Genomic DNA, 14,782 nt, shown 5'->3' on the forward strand with positions numbered 1-14,782 from the left:
AGCCGCCGCCGCGCCGGGTTCAGCCGGCCTTCTCGTCCTCGGTCTCGCCGTCCGGCGGCAGCGTCACCGGCTCGCCGATATCGGGGTCCTGGCCGGCCGCGATGGCGGCCTTGCGGCGGGCCCGCTCTTCCTCGCGCTGCTGCGCCTTGGCATCTGCCTTGGCCTGCTTGGCGCGGTTCCGCTCGGCCCGTTGCTGTCCGTAATTGGGGATGCGTGCCATGAAAGGAGCGCCCTCACTCACTGGGATAAGGGAAAGGGCCTTGCGGGGGGCCCTGAACGAGGCGAGCCGGGCGGCGCCATCGGCGTGCCCGGCTCGCGATCCCTGGGGGAGCCCCGCCGCGCGGCGGCGGCAGGGCCAGCCTGCCTCAGGCCTGCTTCAGGTTGCCGGCAGAGACCTTGCCTTCACGGCCGCGCTGCAGCTCGAACTCCACGCGCTCGCCTTCCTGCAGGCCCTGCAGGCCGGCGCGCTGCACATCGGAGATGTGCACGAACACGTCCTTGGAGCCGTCTTCCGGCTGAATGAAACCAAAACCCTTGGTCGGGTTGAACCACTTCACGGTACCGATGGGCATCGCGGTGCTCCGTCAGAATGCGTTGCCGCCGCACGACATGCGCGGCGGATCAACTTCGTATGGGAACGGGCACCAGGCACGCTACGTTCCCGCGCGAGCGCGGGATGGGCGAGCTGGAACAGCAAGCCGAACCAAAACAAACAGTCGACGAACCCTATCTAGGCGCACCGAAGCGCTTCCACAACCGGCATGACGGCCTGACCCGAAATCAACCGCGTGATCAGCCGCCGATCGCCTCCTCCAGGAACACCTGCACGGCCTGGAAGAGCGCGCCGCGCTGGCGCTCCAGCATGATGCCGTGGGTGCCGCCGCCGAGCAGCACCAGCCGCTTGCCGGGGCTGTTCGTCAGCAGCGGAAACAATGCCATGGCCATGGAGGGCGGCGTGTCCCGGTCCCATTCGGCCAGCACCACGAGGGTCGGCGCGGTGATCGCCGCCGGGTCGTAATAGGGGCGGCCCGCCTGCCAGAACTCCCGCGAATCCTGCAGCACGCCATTGGGCGCGCGCAGCGCGGAAGGCACCTGCCGCATCCCCTCCGGGTCGGTGGCGAAGGTGGAATCGGCCCAGTGCTCGTACCAGCCGGCGGGAAACAGCCGGGCGCGCTGCGCCTCCGGCACGCCGTTCATCCAGCGGGCGCGGGCCTGGGCGCGGGTCACGCTGCGATAGGCGCCGAGCGTCTCGCCCGCCGTGCCGGCGGCGGCGGGGGAAGGCCCCTCGCGCAGCCATTGCGGGGCGTAGAGCACCAGCCGCTCCACCAGCGCCGGGTTGTCGGCGGCGAAGCGGGCCTGCAGGCTGCTGCCCCATGACCAGCCCAGATGCACGAGCTTCTGGAGGCCGCGCTGCTGCCGGATATGGGCGGCGGCGGCGGCGATGTCCTTCTGCGCCACCTCCCCGCGCGTCAGGGGCGGGTTGGCCTCGGGCGGCTGGCCCATCGCCGCCTCGCGGGTCGAGCGGCCGTAGTTGCGCAGGTCCAGGCACCAGACGTCGAAGCCGCGCCCGGCCATGTAGTCCATCCAGGAAACGCCGCCCACCGCCAGGTCGAAGGTGGTGCTGGCCGGGTAGGTGGCGCTATGGACGCAGAGGATGGTTCTGTCCGGCCGCGCGGCGGCGGCCTGCTCGGGCCGCTTGTTGCGCAGGTAGAGCTGGATGCCCGGATCGCCTCCGGGGATCATCACCTCGTCCATCGCGACGCCGGCCGGCTGCGCCACGGCGGGCGCGGCGGCGAGGCTGAGCAGCGGGGGCGCGAGGAGCGGGGCGGCGAGCAGCGCGCGGCGTCGCATGGCGTTCTCCCGAAGCCGGCCCGCCCATTCGCGGGCCCTGGATTCGCCGCAGCCTAGAGCAGATCGCGCGCCCTCGGGAATCCCCCCGGCGCCCCGCCTGGCACGGGGCCGCGGCGGTCAGGACTGCTCGAAGCGCGTGTCCAGCCAGTTGTGGATGGCCTGGTAGGCCTCCGCCTTCCGCGGAAAGATGGCGGTGTTGTAGAGGCAGACCAGCGTGCCCTGGGACATGTGCTTGATCGGCACCTCGCCGAGCGGCAGGGCGTGGCCGGCCTTTTCCAGCGCCGCCTGGACCTCGCCGCAGCGCCCGGCGACGGACTGGCCCGGCGGCACGAAGTCGTGCCGGTCGGTGAGGAAGCCGTCCGTGGCGAGCGTTCCGGCGGCCTGGCGGATGAAGTCCTCGGTCAGCAGGGCGGTGTCGGTCATGGGGCGCCTTTCCTGTGCCGGCCCGCTCCCCCCGGCGCGGGTCGGGGCGGGGCGCGGGGCCTCTGTCGCGGGGCTAACGCGGCAGGCGGCGCCGGGCTGCACCTTTGGCACCGGCCGGGCGGGCGGCCCCGCCTGCGCGGGCCTCTTGCGCGCGCCTCCTGCGCGGGGCCGCCTACACGGCATCGTCGCGAGCCAGGCGGCACGTCCTGCGCTAAGGAGCGCCGCATCATGCAAGAGAACCCAAGGAGGCCGCTGCCGCGCGCAGGATGGGCGCGGGAGCTGGGCGCCATGCTGGCGCTCGCTTGGCCGCTGGCCCTGACCAACCTGTCCCAGGTCGCGCTGGTGCTGACCGACACGCTGTTCCTCGGCCAGCTTGGCGAGGTGCCGCTGGCCGCCGCCACGCTGGGCGGCAACCTCTACTTCATCGCCATGGCGCTGCCCTTCGGCCTGGCCTTCGCCACCGCCGCCATGCTGGCGCAGGAGCGCGGCCGGGTGCGCCACCACATGCGCGAGATGCGCCGCACCGTGCGCCAGGGCGCCTGGCTGATCGTGCCGCTCTTCGCCGTGCTGGGCCTCGCGCTGTGGCACACCGGCGCCATCCTGCGCGCCACCGGCCAGGACCCGGCCCTGGCCGAGGCGGCGCAGACCTACAACCGGGCCCTGCTGTGGGGGATGGTGCCGTTCTACGGCTTCCTGCTGCTGCGCGGCTTCCTGGCGGCGTTGGAGCGGCCCGGGCCGGCGCTCTGCGTCTCGATGGGGGCCATCGGGCTGAACGCGGTGCTCGACCACGCGCTGGTGGGGGGCGGCTTCGGCCTGCCGTCCCATGGCGTGCTGGGCGCCGGCATCGCCAGCGCGGTCGCCAATGGCAGCATGTTCACCGGGCTGGCGCTGTGGGTGGCGCTCGACCGGCGGCTGTCCCGCTTCCGCCTCGCCGGCCGCTTCTGGCGGGCGGACTGGCGGCGGATGCGCGAGATCGTCGTGATCGGCCTGCCCATCGCCGGCACGATGCTGCTGGAGATCGGCATCTTCAGCGCCACCGCCCTGGTGATGGGCTGGTTCAGCCCCGGCGCCGTGGCGGCGCATGCGGTGGCGCTGCAGGTGGCCAGCGCCAGCTTCATGGTGCCCATGGGCATCGGCCAGGCGGCCACGGCGCGGGTGGGGCTGGCGGCCGGCGCGCATGACGCGGCCGGCGCCCACCGCGCGGGCTGGACGGCCATCGGCCTCGGCGCCGGCTTCATGCTGCTGGCGGCGGCGGTGCTGCTGAGCGTGCCCCACCGCATCGCCGCCCTGTTCCTGGCGCCGGAGCTGGCCGAGACGCGGGCGCTCGCCGTCACCCTGCTGATGATGGCCGGGCTGTTCCAGCTGGCCGACGGGGTGCAGGCGGTGGCCGCCGGCGCGCTGCGCGGGCTGAAGGACACGCGCGTGCCGATGCTGATCGCGGCGCTGGGCTACTGGGGGCTGGGGCTGCCGATCGGCCTCGGCCTCGGCTTCCCGGCCGGATGGGGGCCGCTCGGCGTCTGGGTCGGGCTTGCCAGCGGCCTCGCCATCGTCGCGGTGCTGATGACGCTGCGCTGGGCAAGGATGGCCCGGCACGGCCATGCGGCGCCGGCAGCGCCCCAGAACACGGAAAGTTTCTCAACTTCTGGACTGGGACTTGTGGAGAAATAGCCGCTCCGTTGCCACACTGCACCGGTTCCCAGCAGGCCAGGAGCAGCCAGCCAATGACGTTCCCCCCCGGCGTCACCGACCGCATGCTCGTCGCCGCCCTCGTGGACCGGATCATCCATGGGGCGGAGGATGTGTTTCCCGCCGAGGATGCGCGGCAATTGCTGCGCCTCCTGCCGCCGCCGCCCCTGTGGCGGCAGGCCCTCGGCGCCTTCACCGGCGAGGATGGCGCGGTGCGGGCCGGGCCATGGCGCCTGCGCCACGCCACCACGCCGCTCGCTGCGCTGAGCGGGGGGATGGTGCTGGAGATCGGCCGGGCCGGCCCGGAGGAGGAGGCACCGGAAGGCGAGGCCGCCCTGCTGGTCTTCCATCGGGGCGAGCCGGCGCGGCTGCTGCGGCAGGTGCCGCAATCGGCCAGCTTCGGCACGCTGGTCGTCACCCGGGCGGACAGCCTGCCCTGGAAGTCGCCCGACAACCCCACCAACACCCCCACCGCCCACCCCACCGGCGGCCTGCACGCCGCCTGATCGCGGCGCGGCCGATTCCGGAGGCGCGGCGGATGGTCTAAAGCGGCGCGGACGCCTGCACAGGAGCCCGCGCCGATGCCCAATTCGCCCGCCCTGCCCCGCATCGCCTTCATCGGCACCGGCGGCACCATGGCCTCGCTCGGCCAGGACGCGCTGGACATCCAGGATTACGGCCGCCACGGCCGGGTGATGGAGGCGGAGGCCATCCTGGCCCGCGTGCCGGAGCTGGCGCGGGTGGCCGAGGTCATCCCCCGCCCCTACAGCGCCGTCATCTCCAGCCGCATCGGCTTCCGGGACTGGAAGGCCATCGCCCTGGAGTGCCACCGCGCGGCGGCGGAGATCCCGGGGCTCGCCGGCATCGTCATCGGCCACGGCACCTCCACCATGGAGGAGACGGCCTACGCCCTGAACCTCGGCCTCAAGGTCGGCGTCCCCGTGGTGATGGTGGGCGCCCAGCGCCCCGCCTCGGGCCTTTCCTCCGACATGCCGATGAACCTGCTGAACGCGGTGCGCACCGCGGCGAGCCCCGGGGCGCGCGGCCTTGGCGTGCTGCTGCTGCTGAACGACGAGATCCACGCCGCGCGCGAGGTCAGCAAGACCGCCACCTGGCGGATGCAGACCTTCCGCACCCCCGATTTCGGCGTGCTCGGCCAGGCGGACGCCGACCGCGTGGCGTTCTACCGCCGCCCCACCCGCCGCGTGATGCCCGACACCGAGTTCGACCTCCGCGCCATCGACACCCTGCCGCGGGTGGACATCGCCTATTCCCACGCCGATGCCGACGCCACCGCGATCCGCGCCTTCGTGGCGGCGGGGGCGCGCGGCATCGTCAGCGCCGGCTTCGCGCCCGGCTCGCCCACGCCGGCCGAGGCGGACGCGCTGGCGGAGGCGGTGAAGGCGGGTGTGGTGGTGGTGCAGTCCACCCGCGTCGGCAGCGGGCGGGTGGTGCGGGGCGAGAAGATGGTCCGGCAGGGGCTGCTCGCCGCCGACAACCTGACGCCGCAGAAGGCGCGCATCCTGCTCGCCATGGCGCTGACGGTGACGCGGGACCCGGCCGAGATCACGCGGATCTTCGACACCTACTGAGGGCCGGCCGGAGGCGGAAGGGGGCGGGGAAGATCAACCCCCCGCCCCGTTCCGCTCAGCAATGCCCGGGCAGCGGGTCCAGGCTTTCCATCGCCGCGTCCACGGCGAAGTCGCCGAAATCCATCTTCATCTCGTCGGCCACGCCATTGGCGTAGTAGCGCAGCCCCACCTCGTATTCCGGGGCGCTGGCGCCGGCCGCGGCCTCCTTGCCGAAGAAGGCGATGCGCATGCGCGCGCTGGCCTGCCCCGCCATCAGGGGGAAGCGCGGCTCGGCGGGGGCGGGCGTCCAGGGGGAGAGGATGGTGGTGCTGTCCTGCGCGCCATCCTCGCCGGTGCCGTCGAACAGCGGCGTCACCAGCATGCGCTGGCCGGCGCGCGCCATCTGCAGGGCGCGGATGGTGTGCGCCATGGGCAGCAGCGTGCCGGGCGGCAGGCGGAGCCGGGTGGCGCTGGGCGCCTCATAGGTCACGCTGCCGCCGCTGGCGCCATCCAGCTCCGCCTCGCCGCTGATGCGCTGGGTCACGGCGCCCTGGGCGGCCTGGGTCAGGGTGAAGCGCAGGCGCCTGCCATCCTTGCTTTCCCAGGTGGAGTAGTCGGAGGACGTCTCCACCGTCTGGCCGGCGCGGTCCGCCACCACCAGCTGCAGGCGCTGGCGGGTGGTCCAGCCGTCGCAGGCATCCATCACCTCGAACAGCATGGCGCCCTCGGCCTGGATCACCTCGCCGCCCTGGCGGGCACGGTCCAGCGTCAGCCGGTAGGCGGCGCGGTGCGGCGCCATCTCCAGCGCCCCGTTGCCAGCCTCGGCCTTGCCAGCCTCGGCCCTGCCTCCCTCAGCCCTGCCTCCCTCAGCCCTGCCTCCCTCGGCCTTGCCTCCCTCGGCCTTGCCGGGCGCCGGCTTCCCGGACGCGGCCTTTCCGGGCGCGGCCTCGGGCGGCGCGCCCGGCGCCTGGGCGGCAACGGGCCCGGCCATGCCGCCCGCCGCTCCCAGCGCCGCCAGCAGGGCGAGTGCGGGGAGGGTCCGGGGTCCGGCCAGGAGATCGCGCAGGCGCATGGGATGATCCTTCTCGAGGGTCCGGGCCCGAGTATGGCCCGGGGCGCGCGCGGCGGAACCCCCGCCCCGCGCGCCATCCGGCAGAGTTAGGAAGCCTTGGGCCCGGCCGCACCCTTGGCGGGCGGCAGATCGAGCTTGATGGAGAGCTCCTTCAGCCGCGCGGGCTCCACCGCCGCGGGCGCCCCCATCATCAGGTCCTGGCCCTGCTGGTTCAGCGGGAACAGGATGACCTCGCGGATGTTGGGCTCGTCGGCCAGCAGCATCACCATGCGGTCGATGCCCGGCGCCGAGCCGCCATGCGGCGGCGCGCCGTAGCGGAAGGCGTTCAGCATGCCGCCGAAGCGCTCCTCGACATCCTGGGCCGTGTAGCCCGCGATCTCGAAGGCGCGGATCATGATGTCGGGGCGGTGGTTGCGGATGGCGCCGGAGGACAGCTCGATGCCGTTGCAGACGATGTCGTACTGGAAGGCCTTGATCTCCAGCGGGTCCATCGTGTTCAGCGCCTCCAGCCCGCCCTGCGGCATGCTGAAGGGGTTGTGGCTGAAATCGACCTTCCCGGTCTCCTCGTTCAGTTCGTACATCGGGAAGTCGACGATCCAGCAGAAGCGGAACTCGCCCTGCTCGATGAGGTTCAGCTCCTCGCCCAGCCGGGTGCGGACCTTGCCGGCGAATTTCGGCGTCTCATCCTTCTTGCCGGCGGCGAAGAACACGGCATCGCCCGGCTGCAGGTCGCAGGCGCTCCGGATGGCCTCGACGCGCTCGGCCTCCAGGTTCTTGGCGATCGGGCCCTTGGGGCCCTCGGCCGCGAACTGGATGTAGCCCAGGCCCCCGGCGCCCTCGGCGCGGGCCCATTCGTTCAGCTTGTCGAAGAAGCCGCGCGGGCGGTCCGCGGCGCCCGGCGCGGGGATAGCGCGCACGATGCCGCCCGAGGCCACCACCTTGGAGAACAGCCCGAAGCCGGAATCGCGGAAGGCTTCCGTCACATCCGTGATCTTCAGCGGGTTCCGCAGGTCCGGCTTGTCCGAGCCGTATTCCAGCATCGCGGTGTCATAGGCGATGCGGGGGAACGGGGCCGGCGTCACCTTGCGGCCATTGCCGAACTCGTTGAACACGCCCTCCATCACCGGCTCGATGGCCGCGAAGACGTCTTCCTGGGTGACGAAGCTCATCTCGAAGTCGAGCTGGTAGAACTCGCCCGGGGAGCGGTCGGCGCGGGAGGCCTCGTCGCGGAAGCAGGGGGCGATCTGGAAGTAGCGGTCAAAGCCCGCCACCATGGCCAGCTGCTTGAACTGCTGCGGCGCCTGCGGCAGCGCGTAGAAGGTGCCGGGGTGGTTGCGGGAGGGGACCAGGAAGTCCCGCGCGCCCTCGGGGCTGCTCGCCGTCAGGATCGGCGTCTGGAGCTCGGTGAAGCCCTGCTCGATCATCCGCCGCCGGATGGAGGCGATGACGCCGGCCCGCAGCATGATGTTGCGGTGCTGCTTCTCCCGCCGCAGGTCCAGGAAGCGGTAGCGCAGCCGCAGCTCCTCGGGGAATTCCTGCTCGCCCGCCACCTGGATCGGCAGCACCTCGGCATGGGACTGCACCTCGAGCGCCTTCACCCGCAGCTCGATGGCACCGGTCGGCAGCTTGTCGTTCACCGTGGCGCCCTCGCGGGCCACCACCTCGCCGGTGACGGTGATCACGCTCTCGGGGCGGATCGCGTCAGCCTGGGCGAAGACATCCGAGCCGGCGGGGATGACGCATTGCGTCACGCCATAATGGTCGCGCAGGTCGATGAAGAGCAGGCCGCCATGGTCGCGCTTGCGGTGCACCCAGCCGGAGAGGCGGGCGGTCTGCCCCGCGTCGCTGGCGCGCAGCGCGCCGCAGGAATGGGTGCGGTAGGCGTGCATCGATGAAAAACCCCGAGGCTCGGACGGAAAGGGCCGCAGAAGGGGCGCCGGAGGCCCCGGTGTCAAGGGCGGAGCGCATCCTGCGGCCCGGGCGCGGCCGGAAAGCCACGGTGGCGGGCGGCCCCTCCGCCTGCCCCTCCGCCTGCCCCTTCCCCTGCCCCTTCCCCTGCCCCTTCCCCTGCCCCTCCCCCTGCCCCTCCCCCTGCCCCTCCCCCGCCCCGCCATGCCCCGGGCACCCCTCCGCTTCGGGGGGCAGGCTTTGCGGCTTGCCCCAGCTTCGCTAGAACACTCCACACAATGAGCCGACGCATCCAGGCGCAGGACGCCGATCCGATCCTGATCACGACCACCGAGGATCTCGCCGCGCTATGCGACCGGCTGCGGCAGGAGCCGTTCGTCACGGTCGATACCGAGTTCATGCGGGAGCGGACCTATTGGCCCGAGCTGTGCGTGGTGCAACTCGCCGGCGCCGGCGAGGTGGCGGTGATCGACGCGCTGGCGGAGGGGATCGACCTCGCCCCCCTCGGCGCGCTGTTCGCCGACCCGGCCGTGACCAAGGTGTTCCACGCCGCCCGCCAGGACGTGGAGATCTGCATCCTGCGCTTCGGCGCCCCCCCGCGCCCGCTGTTCGACACCCAGGTGGCCGCCATGGTGGCCGGCTTCGGCGACCAGGCGAGCTATGACAGCCTGGTGCGGGCGCTGGCCGGCGCGCAGATCGACAAGGCGCACCGCTTCTCCGACTGGGCCGCGCGCCCCCTGTCCCCGGCCCAGATCAACTACGCCGCCGCCGACGTGACGCATCTGCGCCGCGTCTACACCGCCCTGGTGGAGCGCCTGACGGAGGAGGGGCGCCTGTCCTGGGTGGCCGAGGAGATGGCGGAGCTGACCGACCCCGCCACCTACCGCCAGGACCCCGAAACGGCGTGGGAGCGCCTCAAGCCCCGCTCCGGCAACCGCCGCTTCCTGGCCGCCGTGCGCGCCGCCGCCGCCTGGCGGGAGCGCGAGGCGCAGCGTGTGAACATCCCGCGCCAGCGCCTGGTGCGCGACGAGACGCTGCTGGAGATCGCCGCCACCGGCCCGGCCACGGCGGCCGAGCTGTCCCGCGCGCGGGGCATCAGCAAGGGCTTCGCCGACGGCAAGACCGGCGCCGGGCTGCTGGCGGCGCTCGCCACGGCGCGCGAGCTGCCCGAATCCGCCCTCCCCGAGCCTTCGCGCGATGGCCGCCAGGGTCCGCCCGCCTCGCCGGCGCTGATCGCGCTGCTGAAGGTGCTGCTGGCGGCCAAGGCGGAGGAGCACCATGTGGCGCCGCGCCTGATCGCCAGCGCCGACGAGCTGGAGCGGCTGGCCACGGAGGCGGAGCCGCAGATTCCCGCCCTGCATGGCTGGCGGCGCCAGATCTTCGGCCAGGCGGCGCTGGCGCTCAAGGGCGGGCGGCTGGCCCTCGGCGTCGAGGGCCGCAAGGTGAAGCTGATCCAGAGCTGAGCGGGCTCAGCCCCGCGCTTCCGGCGGGCCCGCTTCCAGAGGATCGGGGCCGTAGCGGTTGGGGCCGCGCTGCCCGTCGCGGCAGAAGAGGCTGAAGAACACCCAGAGCCAGCCGATGACCGGCACCAGCAGCAGCAGGCTCCACCAGCCGCTGCGGCCCCGGTCGTGCCACCGCCTGGTCATGCCGGCGAAGCCCGGGACCAGGGACAGCCAGGACCATGCCGCGCTGACCGGCCCCGAGAAGCTGGCGACATAGAACACCGCCTGCCCCTCGGCCGCCTCGGCGGACGGCACGAGGCCGCGGCGGATGCTCCAGCCCGACCAGCCGAACAGCGCGAGATCGACCGCCAGGGCCAGCAGCTGCAGGCCGATGAGCGGCAGCACATAGGCCAGCCAGAAGCGCCCCAGGGAGATGCGGCCCGAGAAGCTGATCCAGCGCAGAAGCAACACGTCCGGTCTCCCCAGGGCCGGCCAGGAGGCGGGCCCGGCAATGTGGCGGCCGGGAGGCGGGGCGCTCAGGGCCCCGGCGCCGGCACGGGAATGTCGTAGTGCAGCACTTCCTCGCGCAGCCCGAGCTTCTCGTAAAGGGCGATGGCCAGGCCGTCGCCATGGTCGGCCTGGACGAAAATGATCCAGGCGCCGCGCCGCGCGGCGATCCCGCGCAGCCGCCCGACCAGCGCCGTGGCGATGCCGCGCCGCCGCTGCGCCGCCTCCACGGCGAGGTCGTAGATGTAGATCTCACGCCGCATGCGCTCGAGCTTGTCGAGCTCATAGGCGACGAGGCCGCCCACCACCCTGCCCGCCTCCTCCGCCACCAGGGCGATGACGTGCTCCCTGGCCAGCAGGGCCTCCAGATAGGCATCCGGGGGCGGCGTCGCGCCATAGGTTCCAGGGTCCGCGAAGGCCTCGCCGAACAGGGCGTTGAGCTGGCGGGCCAGCGGGGCATCCCCGGCGGCGAGGCGCCGGATGGCGGCGGCGGGAAAGGGCATGGCCTGGCCAGCATAAGGGCGGCGGGCATGCCGCGCCGCCTCACATCCCGGCCAGCCGCTCAGCCCGGCGGCGCCACCTGCACGCTGGCCGTGAGGCCCAGCGTGGCGGCCAGCGCCTCCACCCGGCGCTGCACGGAATCGCCGGCAAAGACGCCGCCGCCCTCCACCAGCCGCAGCGTCAGGGTTTCCTTCTCCCGCACCAGCGCGGTGCCGGCCAGCAGGCCCGGCGTGCCGCCCGAAAGGGTGTAGGCCAGCCGCAGCGCCGCTCCCAGCACCTCCGCCCGCCGCAGCGTGCCGGCATCGAGCAGCATGCGGGCGGTGCCGAGCCAGGGCGCGTCCAGCTCCGGCTCGTAGCGGAGCGCCACCACCAGGGCGAGAAAGGCCCGCTCGTGGTGGTCGAGCCCGATGCCGGGCTGGCGCAGCACGCGCAGGAAGGATTGCTCGGCGCGGTAGTCGGGGTGGTCGTGGCTGCCGATGTCGGACAGCCAGCAGGCGGCCTGGCGCAGCGCCGCCGCATCCGGCGTCTCGGGCGCGAAGAGCGGCGCCGTCCAGCTGGACAGGGCGGCGGGCAGCGCCGTGTCGCGGCCATAGCGCGCGGCCATCTCGCGCCCGGCGGCCAGCAGCGGATCCTCCCGCCGCACCTCGGGGGACAGGCGCCGGGCGTACCAGCCCTCGCGCAGGCCGTTGGCGCTGAACACCACGCGGCGGGCGCCGGTGGCGCGCAGCAGGCGGCGCAGCGCCACGGCGGCGAAGGGCAGGTCCTGCAGCCGCTTGGAGGGGGCGCCGGGCAGCCGCTCCAGGGTGCGGCGGGTGGCCGTCATCAGTACGGCGCAGAGGTCGCGCGCCTCCTCCCGCCGCAGCACGTAGTGGTGCACGATGGAGAGCGGGTAGGCGGTCTGGGCGATGTGGATCTTGGCGAGCGCCCGCCAGGCGCCGCCGACGAGGTAGAGGTCGCGGTCCTTGCCATGCGCCAGCCAGGGCAGCCGCGCCAGCTCGGCCTCGGCGATGGCGCGGGCGCGGGCGATCTCGCCGCCCGCCCGGTCGGCCAGGCGGATGGCGCCGAGGGGGAGCGACTCCGTGGCGCCGGCGCGGCCCTGGTTCAGCTCCACCACCTCCAGCGAGCCGCCGCCGAGATCGCCCAGGATGCCGTCCGCCTGGGGGAAGCCCAGCAGCACGCCATCGGCCGAGAAGGCGGCCTCCTCCTCGCCGTGCAGGATGCGGATCGGCACGCCCGGCATGCGCTCGGCCAGGGCGGCGGCGAAGGCCGGGCCGTTCTCGGCGTCGCGCACCGCGGCGGTGGCCAGCACCTCCAGCGGCGCGGCCCCCATGGCGCGGGCGATGGCGTGGTAGCGCTCCAGCACCGTCAGCGCCTGGGGAACCGCCTCCTCGTTCAGCCTGCCGGTGTTCTGCAGGCCGCGGCCGAGGCCCAGCACCGCCTTCTCGTTGAAGATGGCCAGCGGGTTGCGCCCCCGCCCCTCGAACACCACGAGGCGCACCGAGTTGGAGCCGAGATCGACGATGCCGGCCCGGTGGGGATGCGCGAGGCCAAGGCTGGCATGGCTGTCGGGAAGGTCCAAGCGGAGATCCTCGATGTTAGTCCTGGGAGACGCGGTCCTGCCGGCGGCGCGCGGCGGCCCGTCCGGGCGCGCGCTGCAGGGCGCTGCCCCGGCCGGAAAGGGAGGGGTTGGTCATGAAATACTCATGCGCCGACACGGGTTGCGCCCCCGCCGGCAGGCGGCGCCAGCCGCCATCGGCGTGGAGCTGCCAGGACTGGGCGGTGTCCCTCAGGTTCACCGCCATGATCTGGTCGACGATCTGGGCGTGCACGGTGGGGTTCTCCACCGGCACCATGGTCTCCACCCGCCAGTCCATGTTGCGCGCCATCCAGTCGGCCGAGGCGATGTAGACCCGCGCCCGGCGCGAGGGCAGCCGGTGCCCGTTGCCGAAGACGTAGATGCGCGAATGCTCCAGGAAGCGCCCGACGATGGACTTCACCCGGATGTGGTCGGACAGGCCCGGCACGCCGGGGCGCAGGCAGCAGATGCCGCGCACCACGCAATCCACCTTCACCCCCGCCTGGCTGGCGCGGTAGAGCGCGTCGATCAGCTGGTTGTCCACCAGGCTGTTCATCTTGAGCCAGATGTGGGCGGGCTTGCCTTCCCGCGCGAAGGCGATCTCCTGCTCGATCAGGCCGAGCATGGCGGGGCGGATGGTGAGCGGGGCGAAGGCCAGCTTCTCCATCGTCTCGGGCCGGGCATAGCCGGTCATGTAGTTGAACAGCTTCTGCGCGTCGCGCGTCAGCGCCGTGTCGGCGGTGAAGAAGCTGAGGTCGGTGTAGATGCGGGCGGTGATGGGGTGGTAGTTGCCCGTGCCGAAATGCGCGTAGGAGCGCAGCGTGCCGCCCTCGCGCCGCACCACCAGGCTGACCTTGGCGTGGATCTTGAGGTCCACGAAGCCATAGACCACCTGCACCCCCGCCGCCTCCAGCTCGCGCGCGAGGGCGATGTTGCGCTCCTCGTCGAAGCGGGCCTTCAGCTCCACCATGGCGGTGACGGACTTGCCCATCTCCGCCGCCTCGATCAGCGCGCGGGCGATCGGGCTGTCGCGGCTGGTGCGGTAGAGGGTCTGCTTGATGGCCACCACCGAGGGGTCGCGCGCCGCCTGGCGCAGGAACTGCACCACCACGTCGAAGCTCTCATAGGGGTGGTGGACGACGATGTCCTTGGCGCGGATGGCGGCGAAGCAGTCGCCGCCGAAATCGAGGATGCGCTCGGGGAAGCGCGGCGTGTAGGGGGTGAAGAGCAGGTCCGGCCGGTCATCGACGATGAGCTGCTTCAGGTCGGCCAGCCCCAGCAGGCCATCGACCACGAAGATCTCGGCGCGCGGCGCGTCCAGCTCCTCCACCACGAAGTCCACCAGGTCGGCCGCCATGCGCCCGTCGACCGAGAGCTGGATGGCGCGGCCGCGGCGGCGGCGCTTCAGCGCGCTCTCATAGGAGCGGACCAGGTCCTCCGCCTCCTCCTCGAACTCCACGTCGGTGTCGCGGATCAGGCGGAACAGCCCCTGCTCGGCATTGATGAAGCCGGGAAAGAGGCGCGGCAGGAACAGCGTGACCGCGTCCTCCAGCAGCAGGAAGCGGATCGGGCCGGTGCCGGGGGTGATCTGCGGCGCGTCCTCGGCGGCGGGGAGGCGGATGAAGCGCTCCACCTGGCTGGGCAGCGGCAGCAGGGCGCGCATGGTGCCGCCATCCTCCTCCCGCACCAGCTTGAAGACCATGCAGAGCGCCAGGTTGCTGATGAAGGGGAAGGGGTGCGCCGGGTCCACCGCCAGCGGCGTCAGCACCGGGAAGACGCGCTCCAGGAACCAGGTCTCCAGCCAGCCGCGATCCGCCTCCGACAGCTCCTCCACGGCGCAGACCGAGACGCCCGCCTCGCGCGCCTGCTGCCGCAGGCTGCGCCAGCTCGCCTGCTGCTCCTCGATCAGCGCCGCGGCGCGGGCATGGATGGCGGTGAGCTGCTGCCCCGGCGTCAGCCCGTCCGGCGAGGAGGGAATGATGCCCGCCCGCTCCTGCCCCACCAGCCCGGCGACGCGGACCGAATAGAACTCGTCCAGGTTGGAGGCGGAGATGGCCACGAAGCGCAGCCGCTCCAGCAGCGGGTGGTTCGGGTTGGCCGCCTCCTCCAGCACGCGCTGGTTGAAGTCCAGCCAGGACAGCTCGCGGTTGATGAACCGCTCCGGCGCGTTCATGGCGATGGCCGGGCGGGACAGCTCGGCCTGGGCGGAGGCGGGATTGGCGTCGGTGGCGTCCATGGCCCGAGA

At 72.9% G+C, this 14,782-nt stretch carries 14 protein-coding genes; 4 read left to right on the forward strand and 10 right to left on the reverse strand.

Features of this window, described 5'->3' with window-relative positions; translation table 11 throughout:
• Window positions 1-19: 19 nt before the first annotated feature.
• The 4 genes from CR162_RS10800 to CR162_RS10815 form a co-directional block, all read right to left on the reverse strand.
• On the reverse strand, window positions 20-220 hold the full coding sequence (locus tag CR162_RS10800) for a hypothetical protein (protein ID WP_099095565.1): 201 nt from the start codon (window positions 218-220) through the stop codon (window positions 20-22).
• A 145-nt stretch (window positions 221-365) separates the two neighbouring features.
• Window positions 366-572, reverse strand: coding sequence for a cold-shock protein (locus CR162_RS10805; protein WP_099095566.1), 207 nt, complete (start codon window positions 570-572; stop codon window positions 366-368).
• A 220-nt stretch (window positions 573-792) separates the two neighbouring features.
• Window positions 793-1,851 carry an alpha/beta hydrolase gene (locus CR162_RS10810; protein ID WP_099095567.1) on the reverse strand — a complete coding sequence of 353 codons (1,059 nt, stop codon included), beginning with the start codon at window positions 1,849-1,851 and terminating at the stop codon, window positions 793-795.
• A 117-nt stretch (window positions 1,852-1,968) separates the two neighbouring features.
• A complete protein-coding gene (locus tag CR162_RS10815; RefSeq protein ID WP_099095568.1) occupies window positions 1,969-2,274 on the reverse strand; it encodes a hypothetical protein in 306 nt (101 codons plus the stop codon).
• 288 nt (window positions 2,275-2,562) lie between these two features.
• On the opposite strand from CR162_RS10815, the gene CR162_RS10820 reads away from it, so the two are divergent.
• From CR162_RS10820 to CR162_RS10830, 3 genes are all read left to right on the forward strand, one after another.
• Entirely contained in the window at window positions 2,563-3,942 is a 1,380-nt protein-coding gene (locus CR162_RS10820; RefSeq protein WP_099095569.1) for an MATE family efflux transporter, read from the forward strand.
• A gap of 53 nt (window positions 3,943-3,995) precedes the next feature.
• Window positions 3,996-4,466: a hypothetical protein gene (locus CR162_RS10825; protein ID WP_099095570.1), complete on the forward strand. Its 471-nt coding sequence runs from the start codon at window positions 3,996-3,998 to the stop codon at window positions 4,464-4,466.
• Window positions 4,467-4,541: 75 nt separating this feature from the next.
• Window positions 4,542-5,552, forward strand: a complete 1,011-nt coding sequence (locus CR162_RS10830; protein ID WP_099095571.1) for an asparaginase — start codon at window positions 4,542-4,544, stop codon at window positions 5,550-5,552.
• 55 nt (window positions 5,553-5,607) lie between these two features.
• Here CR162_RS10830 and CR162_RS10835 read toward each other — a convergent pair whose 3' ends face one another.
• Together CR162_RS10835 and aspS are read right to left on the reverse strand one after the other, a co-directional pair.
• Window positions 5,608-6,603 (reverse strand): EipB family protein, encoded by a 996-nt coding sequence (locus CR162_RS10835; RefSeq protein ID WP_245870265.1) that lies wholly within the window; start codon window positions 6,601-6,603, stop codon window positions 5,608-5,610.
• 86 nt (window positions 6,604-6,689) lie between these two features.
• The gene (aspS, locus tag CR162_RS10840; protein ID WP_099095572.1) at window positions 6,690-8,492 is read right to left on the reverse strand and encodes an aspartate--tRNA ligase; all 1,803 of its coding nucleotides are present in this window, start codon (window positions 8,490-8,492) and stop codon (window positions 6,690-6,692) included.
• A gap of 297 nt (window positions 8,493-8,789) precedes the next feature.
• On the opposite strand from aspS, the gene rnd reads away from it, so the two are divergent.
• Window positions 8,790-9,974, forward strand: a complete 1,185-nt coding sequence (rnd, locus tag CR162_RS10845; RefSeq protein ID WP_099095573.1) for a ribonuclease D — start codon at window positions 8,790-8,792, stop codon at window positions 9,972-9,974.
• A 6-nt stretch (window positions 9,975-9,980) separates the two neighbouring features.
• Here the strand turns inward: rnd and CR162_RS10850 are convergent, their stop codons facing one another.
• The 4 genes from CR162_RS10850 to CR162_RS10865 form a co-directional block, all read right to left on the reverse strand.
• Window positions 9,981-10,424, reverse strand: coding sequence for a DUF805 domain-containing protein (locus CR162_RS10850; protein ID WP_245870266.1), 444 nt, complete (start codon window positions 10,422-10,424; stop codon window positions 9,981-9,983).
• 65 nt (window positions 10,425-10,489) lie between these two features.
• Window positions 10,490-10,963, reverse strand: a complete 474-nt coding sequence (locus CR162_RS10855; RefSeq protein WP_099095575.1) for an AAC(3)-I family aminoglycoside N-acetyltransferase — start codon at window positions 10,961-10,963, stop codon at window positions 10,490-10,492.
• Between the two features lie 59 nt (window positions 10,964-11,022).
• Complete coding sequence (locus CR162_RS10860) at window positions 11,023-12,540, reverse strand: Ppx/GppA phosphatase family protein (protein WP_245870267.1); 1,518 nt, start codon at window positions 12,538-12,540, stop codon at window positions 11,023-11,025.
• A 16-nt stretch (window positions 12,541-12,556) separates the two neighbouring features.
• Window positions 12,557-14,773, reverse strand: a complete 2,217-nt coding sequence (locus CR162_RS10865; protein WP_099095576.1) for an RNA degradosome polyphosphate kinase — start codon at window positions 14,771-14,773, stop codon at window positions 12,557-12,559.
• Between the last annotated feature and the right edge of the window lie 9 nt (window positions 14,774-14,782).

It is taken from the genome of Teichococcus rhizosphaerae (genome assembly GCF_002631185.1).
GTDB lineage: Bacteria > Pseudomonadota > Alphaproteobacteria > Acetobacterales > Acetobacteraceae > Pseudoroseomonas > Pseudoroseomonas rhizosphaerae.

Bases quoted from the DNA above. Each gene is read 5' to 3' on its own strand.
- CR162_RS10865 (WP_099095576.1), bottom strand. From the start codon at position 14,773: ATGGACGCCACCGACGCCAATCCCGCCTCCGCCCAGGCCGAGCTGTCC.
- CR162_RS10830 (WP_099095571.1), top strand. From the start codon at position 4,542: ATGCCCAATTCGCCCGCCCTGCCCCGCATCGCCTTCATCGGCACCGGC.
- CR162_RS10825 (WP_099095570.1), top strand. From the start codon at position 3,996: ATGACGTTCCCCCCCGGCGTCACCGACCGCATGCTCGTCGCCGCCCTC.
- CR162_RS10855 (WP_099095575.1), bottom strand. From the start codon at position 10,963: ATGCCCTTTCCCGCCGCCGCCATCCGGCGCCTCGCCGCCGGGGATGCC.
- CR162_RS10835 (WP_245870265.1), bottom strand. From the start codon at position 6,603: ATGCGCCTGCGCGATCTCCTGGCCGGACCCCGGACCCTCCCCGCACTC.
- CR162_RS10820 (WP_099095569.1), top strand. From the start codon at position 2,563: ATGCTGGCGCTCGCTTGGCCGCTGGCCCTGACCAACCTGTCCCAGGTC.
- aspS (WP_099095572.1), bottom strand. From the start codon at position 8,492: ATGCACGCCTACCGCACCCATTCCTGCGGCGCGCTGCGCGCCAGCGAC.
- CR162_RS10805 (WP_099095566.1), bottom strand. From the start codon at position 572: ATGCCCATCGGTACCGTGAAGTGGTTCAACCCGACCAAGGGTTTTGGT.
- CR162_RS10810 (WP_099095567.1), bottom strand. From the start codon at position 1,851: ATGCGACGCCGCGCGCTGCTCGCCGCCCCGCTCCTCGCGCCCCCGCTG.
- rnd (WP_099095573.1), top strand. From the start codon at position 8,790: ATGAGCCGACGCATCCAGGCGCAGGACGCCGATCCGATCCTGATCACG.
- CR162_RS10800 (WP_099095565.1), bottom strand. From the start codon at position 220: ATGGCACGCATCCCCAATTACGGACAGCAACGGGCCGAGCGGAACCGC.
- CR162_RS10815 (WP_099095568.1), bottom strand. From the start codon at position 2,274: ATGACCGACACCGCCCTGCTGACCGAGGACTTCATCCGCCAGGCCGCC.